Source organism: Candidatus Methylacidiphilales bacterium, assembly GCA_025056655.1.
GTDB lineage: Bacteria > Verrucomicrobiota > Verrucomicrobiia > Methylacidiphilales > JANWVL01 > JANWVL01.
Genome location: JANWVL010000015.1, coordinates 1 through 12,107 on the forward strand (window position 1 = coordinate 1; position 12,107 = coordinate 12,107).

Sequence of the window (12,107 nt, forward strand, 5' to 3'; positions counted from 1 at the left end):
GGCTTTGATGCCGCCTTCGAGGATAATCGTCTGGGAGATGCCTGCGGATTGTAGTTTTTCTGCGGCTTGGCGGGCGCGGTTGCCGGATCCGCAGATTAGGACGCAGGGGGAGTCTTGGCGGATGAGGGAGCGGATTTTTTCTGGTTGTAGGGTGTGGAGAGGAATGTTGATGGAGCTGGGGATGTGTTTTTCTTGGAATTCGGCAGGGGTGCGGACGTCGATGAGGAGGCAGTTGGGGGAGAGAGAGGAAAGTTCGGAAGGGGTAATGGTTTTCATGTTTTTAGAATGTGCGGTCGCGGGTGCTTGGCAAGTCTGATGGGGGTGGCGGGAGAAATTGAGTTGGCGGGGTGGAAGATGCATATTAAAATTTTGTGTATGCCTATGAAAACCTATGCAAAGAGTGATGTGCTAGTTGAAACGTCGTGGTTGGCCGAAAATTTGAATGCGCCGGGGTTGAGGATTGTGGAGAGTAATGAGGATGTGTTGTTATATGACACAGGACATATTCCCGGGGCTGTGCATATAGATTGGAGGCGAGATTTGCAGGATCCGATTGTGCGTGACTACATCACGCCGGAGGCGTTTGCGGCGTTGTGTTCACGAAATGGGATCACACCGGAGACAACGTGTGTGTTTTACGGGGATAAATCGAATTGGTGGGCGTGTTATGCGTTGTGGGCTTTTCAGCTATTTGGGCACGAGCGGGTGAAGATTTTGAATGGGGGGCGGGATAAGTGGATTCGAGAGGGGCGACCGTTGACGCGAGAGAAGACGGTGGTGCAGCCGACGTCGTATCCCGTTCCCAAAGAACGCCGAGATCGGGAGATCCGGGCGTTTTTTGAGGATACATTGGCGCATAGTCAGGCGAAGAAACCGCTGATTGATGTGCGTTCGCCGCAGGAGTATTCTGGGGAATTGACGCATATGCCTGAATATCCGCAGGAGGGAGTGCTACGGGGGGGCCATATTCCTGGGGCAAAGAATGTGCCGTGGAAGACGGCGGTCAGGGAGGATGGGACGTTTAAGGGTGTGGAGGAATTGGAGAAAATCTATGTGGAGGGATGTGGATTGAAGCCTGGGGATGATGTGATCGCGTATTGTCGAATCGGGGAGCGATCGAGCCATACGTGGTTTGTGTTGAAGTATCTCTTGGGCTTTGAGAAGGTGCGTAACTATGACGGGTCGTGGACGGAATGGGGAAACCGTGTGCGGGCGCCTATAGAGCGATGAATGGGGAGGATGGTGGCAGGGATGGCAGGCCCGTTGTTGATGGGGTGATGGAGCGTGGGCTCGGAGAGATTTGAACTCTCATGGGTTGCCCCACTGGATCCTAAGTCCAGCGCGTCTGCCGTTTCGCCACGAGCCCTTGTTTTGAAATATTCAACACGGCTGACAGGAACGCGTCAAGCTGACCTTGCTTAGGGCTTGGACACTCGGCATGATGCGGGGCGCTATGAGCGATGAGGGGAAGAACGGGAAGTTGTATGTGGTGGCGACGCCGATAGGGAATCTAGAGGATATCACGCTTAGAGCTTTGCGAGTGCTCAGGGAGGTGGATTGTGTAGCGGCGGAGGATACGCGGCATTCGCGGCGTTTGTTGGAGCATTTTGGGATTGAGAAAGAGATGGTGAGCTATCATGAGTTTAATGAGGCAAAGCGGACTGAGGAGTTTTTGGTTCAGCTTCGCGAGGGGAAGACGATTGCATTGATTTCGGATGCTGGGATGCCTGGGGTGTCGGATCCGGGTGAGCGATTAATCCGCGCGTGTGGTCGAGAAGGGATCACGGTGGAGGTGGTGCCAGGGCCTTCAGCGGTTTTGCAGGCATTGGTGGCAGCGGGGTTTTCGATGACCCCGTTTTATTTTGGTGGTTTTTTGCCAGTTAAGAGCGGCAAGAGGCAGCGTGAACTAGCAGAGGCACGCGATCGAGGTTGCACATCGGTTTATTTTGAATCGCCGCATCGTTTTTTGAAAAGTCTTGCAGATGTTCAATTGGTGATGCCGGAGCGGCTCGTGTGTGTAGCCAGGGAATTGACGAAACGTTTTGAGGAGGTGAGATGGGGCACGGCAAGGGAGTTGTTGGCGCATTACGAAAAGCAGGGGGTGAAGGGCGAGATTTGTATAGTTATCGAGGGGAATAAAAAAAGGCGTGCCGAAAAAACAACAGAGCGGGCTTTCCAAGAGTCTGCGAAGGAAGAATAATAGAGAGCATGGGCTGGAGAAGATTTAGTAGTTACTTTTTGAGAATTGGAATTGGGGTGATCATTTTTCTGGGTGTGCCGATGATACGAGGAGAAGAGCCGCGGGTGAAGTGGGTGAAACTCCATCGTGTCGAGAATGGTGAGAAGCGCAATACGGGTGGAAACGAGGCTTTGGAGTATGAGCATCGGTATTGGGATTATGGTGCAGTGACGGAAAAGGAGATTCGAGAGAGGCGAGGGGATGTGTTGGTGTTTATATGGAAAAATGAAGGGACGCCGTTGGATGGAGAGGCGCGATTTTCCTACCGTCAAGAAAGGACTGGGGATCAGGTGAAGGTAGTGCGTTTCCCGATAGAAAGAGCAAAAGGCTTGCAGCGGACGGTGGTGAGAGTTGTGGGTGACGATTATTTTCAGGGTGGTGCGTTGCGGAGTTGGCTTTTTGAAATTCGGGATGTTGAGGGGAAGACACTTTTGAGAAAGAAATCATTTATATGGTGAATTATTTATGAAGTTAAGTTTTTGCATGATCCTGGGTCAAGGTGTGTTGCAGCCTATTTTTTTGGAAAACTTAAATTTTATCCAGGTGATGAATAAGGGTGGGTTATTGATGTGGCCGATTTTGATATGCAGCGTGATAGCGATCAGCGTTTTTGTTGAGCGTGTTATTTATTATCGGAGGGTGGATTTGGATGTTGGAAAGTTTTTGTCGGGGATAATTCCTCTGATTCGCAAGAAGGCTTATGCGGAGGCGTTGGAGCGATGTGATGAGAGCCATGGTCCTGTGGTGAGGGTATGCCAAGCCGCGATTCTCAAGCGTGAATTAGAGTCAAGTGAATTGAGGCAAGTTGTGAAAGAGATAGCACAGCTTCAAGTGCCAGAGATTGAGGCGCGGTTGAGTGTATTGATGTCGGTGGGATATATCGCGCCGCTGCTTGGCTTGTTGGGGACTGTATCGGGGATGATTGAGGTGTTTTTCCGTTTGCAAAGTGCATTATCAGCAGCGCCCGTGAATGACTTGACTGGAGGGATATGGGAGGCGCTGTTGACGACGGCAGCCGGTCTGAGTGTAGCTATCCCGTGCTACTTGGGGTATAATTATTTAGTGTCGCGGATGAACGTTATATTACAGGATATGGAGCGGGCAGGGGTGGAGTTGATCCATGCGATTGTGGAGACGCGCAGCAAAAAAGAGGAGGCTTAGGTTGAGGTATGAAATTGGATCGCAGGCATAAACCGCTCAGTGGCTTAATCGAACTCACTCCGATGATTGATGTGGTGTTGTTGCTCTTGGTGTTTTTTATTTTGAGTTCTGCTTTGGTTGCGCAGCCGGGAATTCGAGTTGATCTCCCGCGGGGGCTTTTGGCAGCGGGTTATCGGAGCAACGAGTGGATTATCACTGTGGCTTTGGAAGCTGATTCGAAAGATAGGCGGGAAGCACGGGTGTTAATTTTTTTTAATGACCAATTAGTCACTTTGGCTGATCTTTCGAGTAAGTTGATTGAGGTGAATCCGCAGAAGGAGAATCGGACGTTGGTGATCAAAAGCGATCGGTTTGTGCCGCAAGGAGTTTTGGTGGATATCATGAATATAGCCATTCAAGGGGGGTGGTCGGTGATCTTGGCGACTAGGGAGTAGAGGATGAAAGCTATAGATAAATTACATGAGGGGCTTGATCCTTTTGCGAGTCGACTTTTTGGAGCTGTAAAGAAAAACAAACAGTTTTCATATATATTGATCATCGTGGCAGGATTGCATGTGGTGCCGTTTATTTATTTGAAAATAAGTTATCCAAGAGATCGAGTAGTGCCGCGGCCTGCGCCTAAAGTTATTTTATGGGCACCTGAGATTGTGCCGCCTTCTCTGCGTGAACAGATGGATTTTATCAGCGTCTTTCGTGATCCTGCCTCTTTGATGTTGCCTGCGCCTTATAAGGTTCAGCGTACATCTGAAAAGCCGGTTTCGCGGTTACCTAAATTGCAACCTACCCCTACGCCGATAGTTAGCTTAGCGGCTTTGAGTGACGTCAAGGCTCAGCAGAGCGAGAGCTTGACGGCGCGAGCGTTGAGTGCGCTCAATCCTTTACGCAGACAGTTTGTGGTTTTTAAACCCATAACTATGGATTCGATTCCGAATCGGACGCAGGTTATTTTTACTCCGTCAATTCGTGATCGAGTCAGGCAACCTTTACCTGAGTTACCTTCAGCTCAAGTGCTTATGCTGAACCAGACCTTTCCTACGCAACTGCGTATCGCTATAGATCGAGACGGTCGGCTTCGACACGCTTTAATCGCAGCAGGGAGTGGTAGTGATAAGTTGGACCAACAAGCGCTAGAACTTATAAGAAACTTTAGATTTACGAAATTGTCTGACAATGAATCAAAGGCTCTTGTGTGGGGCGATGTGAAATTTTTCTGGGCTTTTCAAGCTTCAGAAAATGTTACTAACCATGACTCCACTGCACCATGAGTCTCTCTTTGACGACACTTTTCTTCATCTACCCGACAGTGCTCATCGGGGTGGTGCTATTTTTCTGGTTTCAACTCGATCGACAAATGCAAAGAGAGAATTTGTGGAGGGAGAAGAGTGTGTATTGTCGAAGCTGTGGAGCTTTGAATAAAATCTGTATGCCGAAAACAAGTTTTCGCTGTAGAAAATGTGACGCAAGGCAAGTAATCACATTATAAACAACAACACGCTGAGAATCTTATGGGCATGTGGATAGGCATCGGAAGAAAAGCTAGGGTTACCTATGGATTTGATGAAATCGCGCTCGTTCCTGGGCGTGTAACGATCAACCCAAATGAGGTGGATATTACGTTCAAAATTCCTAACTGGAAGACGCAAGAGGAAATTGAGCTCAAGATCCCGATCATTGCTAGCGCAATGGACGGAGTAACGGATGTGCGTTTTTGCATTGAAATGGGGCGGCTAGGAGGCTTGGGAGTGATTAATCTTGAGGGTGTCCAGACCCGCTATGAGAATCCGGAGGAGGTGATTAACGAGATAACGCGAGCTGACAAAAACAGCGTAACGGAGTTGATACAAAAAATTTATTCAGCTCCTATACAAGAGAAACTGATTGCACAGCGCATTAGCGAATTGAAGTCTGCTGGCGTATTGGCGGCAGTGAGTTCTATCCCTCAGAGAGCTGAGCGTTTTGGAGCGCTGGCACAAGAAGCGGGTGCGGATTTGTTCATCGTGCAATCTACGGTCAGCACCGTTCAGCATATCTCATCACAGTATCCATCGCTCGATTTGCAGAAATTTTGCAACATGATGAGGATCCCGGTTATTGTCGGTAATGCAGTTACCTATGATGTCGTGCTCGATCTTATGCGATGTGGAGTGGCAGGAGTTTTAATAGGAGTTGGCCCGGGAGCAGCCTGCACATCACGTGGAGTGTTGGGACTTGGGGTTCCCCAGGTGACTGCTACTGTGGATGCGGCTGCTGCTCGAGATGCATATTACATTGAAAGCAAGGGACGATATGTGCCGATCATTACAGATGGTGGGATGAGTAAGGGGGGAGATGTGTGTAAGGCCTTGGCTTGTGGCGCAGATGCGGTTATGATAGGCTCCGCCTTTGCGCGAGCTCAGGAGGCGCCTGGGAAGGGGCATCACTGGGGAATGGCGACTCCACATGCGAATTTGCCACGAGGCACACGTATCCGCGTGGGGGTGACGGGTTCGTTGCGACAAATCCTTTTTGGTCCAGCGACAGTAGATGATGGCTCACAAAATCTAGTCGGAGCGATCATGACTTGTATGGGGAATGTAGGGGCGAAAGATCTGCGAGCCTTTCAAAAAACCGAGATTATTATTGCCCCGTCGATCAAGACTGAGGGTAAACTGTTTCAAATGGTTCAGGCAGTGGGCATGGGAACTCAGTGAGAGGAATATGTTCGCTGCTTTAAGACATACCTTGGCAGTAGAGTGTTCAAATTTGGGTGAGCGGAGGGCGTTCACATTACTTGAAGTGATGCTTGCGGTGTCTGTGCTAGCGCTCCTCGTAGGGATGCTATGGACTGTCGTTAAGTCTTCAATTGAAAGTGCGCATTACATCCAGCAGGTTCAAACGGAACAACAACAATTTGTCGCACTGAATGCCTTTCTGGAGAATCTTTTTCGTCGCCTTCCTGCAGAGGCCCAAATTACCAGCCGTTTAAAGGATCAAGGCTCAAAGGGACTGAGTCTTCTATACATTACAAACGCCCCGGGGGCGATTTATTTATTAAACCAAGGAGCGAATATCGACACTTTAGTGTTAGGAGCACGCGAACAAATTGGTGGATACGTTCAATTTTCACTTTTTTCATCGGCATCTGCGGTTGACACATCGGACGAAAATGAGCCACCCTTAGATTTAATCAAAGATTTGGCTGATATTCAGTGGCGATATTTTGACGTTCGTTCTCAACAATGGATGACGGATTGGTTGGATACCTCTACTAAACCAGGGTTGATAGAGCTTACTTTAAAGCCTGCAGGGAAAAATGAAGCATCCTACACTTTCACTTACTGGATACCTCCACTTGTCAAGCCATCCACCTATGATCCGCGGGCAAATCCAGATCAACCTCCAGGGGCACCTCCAGGAGGAGCATCATCTTCTCCCTCCAATTTCATGCCACAACCCAACACACCTGGTTCAACAATGCCCCTTCAGCCCATACCCTACGGGCCACGCCCACTTCCTGGAACGCCTCCGCCTAAGCCATGAAATCTTTTCTTTCTTTCCGACCCTACAAGACTACACGCAGCGGTGTAGCACTGCTGCTAGTTATTTGGGCTGTGGCTATTATGTCTATCACGGTCCTAGGTATAGTCCGTCTCATCGAGTTTAACCTCGACGATGAATCTTCACGCAACATCGAATTCCGCGCTCGGCAACTTGCAGAATCAGGCCTCTCAGTAGGCCTCCATCCCGATATTAAACCTGGTGATCCTCTCCTTCAGCAAACCTTTGGTCCCAACGAATCATTCACCGTCACTATCCAAGCCGAAACAAGCAAAATTAACATCAACAAAGTTCTCCTAGAACAAGCGGCTACAGCCGAAGAACAATTCTCACAGTCAAATATACTCGTTGACCTTTTTGCCTCGTGGGAAGTCCCTGCGATGACGGCTTTATCGATTATCGCCTGTCTTAAAGATTGGGTAGACTCAGATTCCTTAAAAAATATCAACGGCGCCGAAGCCCCTGATTATCAAGCTCGCGGCCTACCTGTTGAACCGACTAATCGCCCTTTCACCTCAGTTGATGAAATGGAATTTGTCATGGGCATAGAAGAACTCAACGCCTACAATCCAAACTGGAAAGAGGCCTTTACCGTTTTCGGGGACGGAAAAATAGACGTCAACGAAGCCCCCGCAGATGTTCTCGCCCTTATCTTTGATCTTCCGCAAGAACAAATCGACTCCTTCATCCGTCTCCGCCTAGGCCCAGACCAGACGCCCCACACCAAAGATGACCTTCGCTTCAACAACATAGAAGAACTCAAATCCGTCCTCTACATCCCGACTAATCCACCACAAAAATATCAGCAAATACTCAATCGCATCACCTTCAACTCCACAGTCTGGCGCATCGAGAGCGAAGGAATCGTCAACAACAACTCCAAACGAATCCTCCTCATCGCACAACGCGAACAGCGCCCGCCCGTATGGCTAGCCTGGAAAGAATGGCCGATATCAAAACGTTAACTCACACCACACCCACACCCTCACTCCTGTTTGCCAAAACAAAATCTTACCACTATAAGCGGTAGAAACTAATCCCCAGTCCTCTTCCCTCACCCATGGCAGCCCAAAAAACAAAGAAACACAACCTCGATCACCTAGTCTTGCTGCCAGGTGAAGAAATGTGGGAACTATGGCATTTCCAATCTCCTGTGCCCTCCTTCATCGAAGCTCACAACGATATACACACACTCGCCCCACGCGCACAAGTTCTCGCCCTACCCTCACGCTATGTCTTCTCCATCCCGATCTGGCTTACCACTACAGATGATACCCTCATCAAAGATCTCCTCACTGTCCAACTCGAAAAAAGAGGTTTCCGCAATCGCCCCAACCACGAATTAATATGGCAATATCAAATAGTTGATAAACGTGAGTCCCAAACCCTAATCCTCGCTTACGTCCTCCCCACCCACCTTCCAGCCCCCTTCACATCATATACCGATATCACCTACTACCCCCCACTAGCCTCGTTATACACACTAGCTCCATCTAGCATGACCCTCTGGAAAGAGCTTGGCCGCTGGTGTGTTGCCGTTAGTCCACAAGGCAACCTCGGCTACTTCCAGGACCTCGGCGAAACACACCTCACCCCGCAAGCAGTCACCCAGCTCCTCATGCTTCGTCATCAGCTCTACGCTGAAGACATCCTCCCTGATCTCCAACTCATACAAATCTATGGGCTCGCTCAACAAGACGAGCTCGACGCCCTTGGCCTTTCCTTCGATGCCTCAATCCAGATGCTTCCCCGGCCAGCGCCCCTCTGGCATCCCAATCAATCAATCTCCCTCACCCCACAGCCCATCCGCATCGCCCTCCAACAGCGTGCCAAGCGCCGCCAGACACTCTTCTACCTCCAAGTCGCAGCCGTTCTTTATCTTATCTTTCTCTCCGTCACGACCATCTACTACGCCATCATCTCTATTCGATCCCACCACTATAAAGCAATACAAAAAACAAAAGATCCGATAGTAAAAAAAATCCAAAGCACCGCCCAAAAATGGCGCGCTCTCGAGCCAGCCATCTCACCAGACTATTACCCATTCGAGCTCCTATGGCGTGCCTCCAAAGCCCTCCCAGAAGATGGCGTCCGCTGGACACTTTTTGAACTTCAAGACAAAAAAATAGTCATCACAGGCGAAGCCAAAAACGCCCCCGCAGCCTCCAAATATCTCGATGACCTCAAGCAAAGTCCAGAACTGCGCGACTTCACTTGGACGATGCCTCCTCCCCGCCTACTGCCCAATGACAGCGCCCAATTCCAAATAGAAGGCCTACGCCATGCGTCTCCTTAATCGTCCACTCACCCCATCCGAAAAACGACTCACCATCATCCTCGCCATCGTCCTTCTCTTCATTGGCAACTACTACCTCATCGCTTATCTCTTTACCCAAATCAAAAAACAACACCGCATCATCGCAGATATCAAATCTCAAGAACAGCTCACAGCGCTATGGCTCGAAGAAAAAGACCTCTGGCAACAACGACAACAATGGCTCGATAAACACCAACCCACCCTCACAAACCCCGACCAAGCCAGCTCCGACATGCTCCAAAAACTCGTCGAAAAAGCGCGCCAATTCAACATCACCATCTCAGACCAGCGCATCCTCCCTCCCTCATCCACACCCGATTACCAACAAATTGCAATCGAACTCAAAATCTCCGGCACCCTCGAGCAAATCACCCAATGGATTGCCGACTTCCAACAACCCGAAAACTTCTACGCCATACCCTCCTGCAACATCAAAAGCGACACCGACCCCCCCAAAGTCATCGTCACCCTACAAATCGCACGCTGGTATGCTCCAGCTCAAAAGTAAATTCACATTATCTATATTTTTTACTTTAAAAAGTAAAAGCTTGATTTTTTTTCAATACCGCGCTTAAATACCCCACCATGGAGCATTATCGGCTCAACCCATCCGCCAAGCGAAATTCCCTACCCACCAAAAACCTACATCATTACCTGACTAACTTAAATCACCCTCAGCCCCTACTAGGAAAGAGTTGCCAGCAAATTATTACCCCATTCCTCAATCCATTATTTCTCCTCATCTTACACGTATCCTTAATCATAAATTCAAATGCTCAACCTCCTCAGCCCCCTCAACCCTCACAACCTCCACCCGCCGGCTATCCAGGCAATCCCCCCCCCATCGAGCCTATACCGAATCTCCCCGCCCCCTCCCCTCCCTCCCCCACACCATCATCGCCACCTGAATTCCTGCCCCAGCCCCCATCCCCTCCGCAACATTCCTCCTCTACCAACCCCGAGACCCCCTCAGCAAGCACCACTCCGTCCACAGACTCCCCCCCATCCCCCGTTACGCCTCACACATCCGAGCAAATCATCCCGCAACCCTACACCGCAGACCGCTACCAATCCCTCTGGAAACGCTCGCCATTCACCCTCCCCTCCGCAGTCGTTGAAACCCCAATCAAAGCCGCCGGACTCGAGCAAAAATTCATCCTCCAATCCGTCGCCATCATCGACGGCAAACCCATCGCCACCCTCTATTCCAAAGATAAACAAACCACCATCACCGTCACCGACGAACCCATCGAAGACGAAAACGGCCTCCGCATCGTCGCCGTCGACGACTCCAAAGTCACCGCCGGCGACGTAGACGACGTCACCAAACTCATCGTCAAAATAGCCAACAACAGCGAACAAGGCGAAATCACCTTCGACCCCACCCAACTCGCCCAACAAACCGCCTCACCCGGCTTCTCACCCATGACCGGCGCCCTCCCCCCCCAAATGACCACCATCACCAGCGCCATGCCAGCCTCTATCCCAGCAGCTCCACCCCCTCCCTCGGACGACACCTCCGCCGCCCCCCCACAACCCACTCCCCCGCCAGCCGCCGCCCAACAACGCCGCCGCATGGTCATCCCATCCACACCACCGCCAACCAATGCCCCAGCCCAATAATCCCCCCGACCTATGCAGCGCCCCCCTCCATCACCCCACACCCTCAACCTCCGCCACACCTTCAAAATCCTTATTCTCCTAAGCGCCTCGCCCCTACTTCAAGCCCAAGACGACCCCCTCCCCACCCACAACGACTCCCCACTCAGAGCCTCCTCCTCCCAAGACTACTGGCTCGAAATGCACGGCGGTGAACCCTACGGCGCCACCTCCAGCACCGCCAACGCCATCGAAATTCCATCAGGAACCCCCTCGCCCCCCTCCGGCCGCGAAGAAATGGTCCAAGTCTACTTCCCCAACGCCCCCCTCACCGCCATCCTCGACCAATACGAACGCCTCGTCGGCAAACGCCTCATCAAAGACGCCAACCTCACCTCCCCCAACCTCTCCCTCGTCGTCCCCAACCGCATCCCCAAATCCGAAGCCATCCGCCTCATCGAAACCCTCCTCACCCTCAACCAAATCATCCTCATCCCCACCGACGACGGCCGCGGCATCAAAGTCCTCAACGTCGCCTCCGGCAAACCCCCACGCTCCCAAGGCCTCCCCCTCTACACATCCGAAGCCTCCCTCCCCAAAACCGACACCGTCGTCTCCTTCTTCATGCCCCTCAAATACATCTCCCCCACCGAAGCCCAACAAATCTTCACCCAATACGTCCAACAAATGAACCCCTGGGGCTCCATCGTCGCCGTCACCAACGCCCAAGCCATCGTCATCACAGAAAACACCGCCGCCATCCGCCGCTTCCTCGCCCTCAAAGAACTCATCGACGTTCCCCCAGCCAAAGTCGTCAACGAATTCGTCCAACTCGAACGCGCCGACTGCGAAAAAGTCGTCGAAATCATCAACAAAATCCTCGACTCCAGCAAAAAAGAAGGCTCCACCACCACCGCCTCCACAACCCCACCCACCCCATTCCAACCCCAATTCCCCATGATGCCCAACCAACCCGGCATGCCCATGATCCCTCCCAGCTTCGACCCCTCAGCCTCCTTCGGCGGCATGACCGAAAAATCCCTCATCGTCGGCGAAGCCCGCCTCATCCCCGACCCCCGCACCAACCGCATCCTCATCATCACCCGCCCCGTCAACATCCCCTACCTCCGCGACCTCATCGAACAATTCGACCAAGCCCTCACCCTCACCCAACCCCTCGTCTACCCCCTCCGCTACATCTCCGTCACCTCCGTCCTCCCCATCATCCAAGACATCATCAGCGAAGAATTCGGC

The 12,107-nt window shown here is 51.3% G+C and carries 14 protein-coding genes and 1 tRNA gene; 13 read left to right on the plus strand and 2 right to left on the minus strand.

The window, feature by feature from the left end:
• A partial coding sequence (locus NZM04_00595) for a rhodanese-like domain-containing protein (GenBank protein MCS7062543.1) occupies window positions 1–360 on the minus strand: 360 nt, incomplete at its 3' end.
• A gap of 21 nt (window positions 361–381) precedes the next feature.
• On the opposite strand from NZM04_00595, the gene NZM04_00600 reads away from it, so the two are divergent.
• Window positions 382–1,230: a sulfurtransferase gene (locus NZM04_00600; protein MCS7062544.1), complete on the plus strand. Its 849-nt coding sequence runs from the start codon at window positions 382–384 to the stop codon at window positions 1,228–1,230.
• 55 nt (window positions 1,231–1,285) lie between these two features.
• Here the strand turns inward: NZM04_00600 and NZM04_00605 are convergent.
• Window positions 1,286–1,366, minus strand: a tRNA-Leu gene (locus NZM04_00605).
• Between the two features lie 72 nt (window positions 1,367–1,438).
• Between NZM04_00605 and rsmI the strand changes: the two genes are divergently transcribed.
• The 12 genes from rsmI to NZM04_00665 all read left to right on the plus strand — a co-directional run.
• Window positions 1,439–2,200: a 16S rRNA (cytidine(1402)-2'-O)-methyltransferase gene (rsmI, locus tag NZM04_00610; protein ID MCS7062545.1), complete on the plus strand. Its 762-nt coding sequence runs from the start codon at window positions 1,439–1,441 to the stop codon at window positions 2,198–2,200.
• Between the two features lie 8 nt (window positions 2,201–2,208).
• Window positions 2,209–2,697 carry a hypothetical protein gene (locus tag NZM04_00615; protein ID MCS7062546.1) on the plus strand — a complete coding sequence of 163 codons (489 nt, stop codon included), beginning with the start codon at window positions 2,209–2,211 and terminating at the stop codon, window positions 2,695–2,697.
• Between the two features lie 25 nt (window positions 2,698–2,722).
• Complete coding sequence (locus NZM04_00620) at window positions 2,723–3,400, plus strand: MotA/TolQ/ExbB proton channel family protein (GenBank protein MCS7062547.1); 678 nt, start codon at window positions 2,723–2,725, stop codon at window positions 3,398–3,400.
• Between the two features lie 8 nt (window positions 3,401–3,408).
• Window positions 3,409–3,834 (plus strand): biopolymer transporter ExbD, encoded by a 426-nt coding sequence (locus NZM04_00625; protein ID MCS7062548.1) that lies wholly within the window; start codon window positions 3,409–3,411, stop codon window positions 3,832–3,834.
• A gap of 3 nt (window positions 3,835–3,837) precedes the next feature.
• On the plus strand, window positions 3,838–4,665 hold the full coding sequence (locus NZM04_00630; protein MCS7062549.1) for an energy transducer TonB: 828 nt from the start codon (window positions 3,838–3,840) through the stop codon (window positions 4,663–4,665).
• A gap of 240 nt (window positions 4,666–4,905) precedes the next feature.
• The gene (locus NZM04_00635) at window positions 4,906–6,090 is read left to right on the plus strand and encodes a GuaB3 family IMP dehydrogenase-related protein (protein ID MCS7062550.1); all 1,185 of its coding nucleotides are present in this window, start codon (window positions 4,906–4,908) and stop codon (window positions 6,088–6,090) included.
• 31 nt (window positions 6,091–6,121) lie between these two features.
• On the plus strand, window positions 6,122–6,919 hold the full coding sequence (locus NZM04_00640) for a prepilin-type N-terminal cleavage/methylation domain-containing protein (GenBank protein ID MCS7062551.1): 798 nt from the start codon (window positions 6,122–6,124) through the stop codon (window positions 6,917–6,919).
• The gene (locus NZM04_00645) at window positions 6,916–7,902 is read left to right on the plus strand and encodes a general secretion pathway protein GspK (GenBank protein MCS7062552.1); all 987 of its coding nucleotides are present in this window, start codon (window positions 6,916–6,918) and stop codon (window positions 7,900–7,902) included. Before NZM04_00640 ends, NZM04_00645 begins: the two co-directional genes overlap by 4 nt.
• Before the next feature lie 95 nt (window positions 7,903–7,997).
• On the plus strand, window positions 7,998–9,233 hold the full coding sequence (locus NZM04_00650) for a PilN domain-containing protein (protein ID MCS7062553.1): 1,236 nt from the start codon (window positions 7,998–8,000) through the stop codon (window positions 9,231–9,233).
• A complete protein-coding gene (locus NZM04_00655) occupies window positions 9,220–9,762 on the plus strand; it encodes a type II secretion system protein M (GenBank protein MCS7062554.1) in 543 nt (180 codons plus the stop codon). The genes NZM04_00650 and NZM04_00655 overlap by 14 nt, the downstream gene beginning before the upstream one ends.
• 77 nt (window positions 9,763–9,839) lie before the next feature.
• The gene (locus NZM04_00660) at window positions 9,840–10,877 is read left to right on the plus strand and encodes a hypothetical protein (GenBank protein MCS7062555.1); all 1,038 of its coding nucleotides are present in this window, start codon (window positions 9,840–9,842) and stop codon (window positions 10,875–10,877) included.
• Between the two features lie 12 nt (window positions 10,878–10,889).
• The coding region (locus NZM04_00665; GenBank protein MCS7062556.1) for a hypothetical protein at window positions 10,890–12,107 on the plus strand (1,218 nt) is incomplete at its 3' end.

Bases quoted from the DNA above. Each gene is read 5' to 3' on its own strand.
- NZM04_00600 (MCS7062544.1), top strand. From the start codon at position 382: ATGAAAACCTATGCAAAGAGTGATGTGCTAGTTGAAACGTCGTGGTTG.
- rsmI (MCS7062545.1), top strand. From the start codon at position 1,439: ATGATGCGGGGCGCTATGAGCGATGAGGGGAAGAACGGGAAGTTGTAT.
- NZM04_00615 (MCS7062546.1), top strand. From the start codon at position 2,209: ATGGGCTGGAGAAGATTTAGTAGTTACTTTTTGAGAATTGGAATTGGG.
- NZM04_00620 (MCS7062547.1), top strand. From the start codon at position 2,723: ATGATCCTGGGTCAAGGTGTGTTGCAGCCTATTTTTTTGGAAAACTTA.
- NZM04_00625 (MCS7062548.1), top strand. From the start codon at position 3,409: ATGAAATTGGATCGCAGGCATAAACCGCTCAGTGGCTTAATCGAACTC.
- NZM04_00630 (MCS7062549.1), top strand. From the start codon at position 3,838: ATGAAAGCTATAGATAAATTACATGAGGGGCTTGATCCTTTTGCGAGT.
- NZM04_00635 (MCS7062550.1), top strand. From the start codon at position 4,906: ATGGGCATGTGGATAGGCATCGGAAGAAAAGCTAGGGTTACCTATGGA.
- NZM04_00645 (MCS7062552.1), top strand. From the start codon at position 6,916: ATGAAATCTTTTCTTTCTTTCCGACCCTACAAGACTACACGCAGCGGT.
- NZM04_00650 (MCS7062553.1), top strand. From the start codon at position 7,998: ATGGCAGCCCAAAAAACAAAGAAACACAACCTCGATCACCTAGTCTTG.
- NZM04_00655 (MCS7062554.1), top strand. From the start codon at position 9,220: ATGCGTCTCCTTAATCGTCCACTCACCCCATCCGAAAAACGACTCACC.
- NZM04_00660 (MCS7062555.1), top strand. From the start codon at position 9,840: ATGGAGCATTATCGGCTCAACCCATCCGCCAAGCGAAATTCCCTACCC.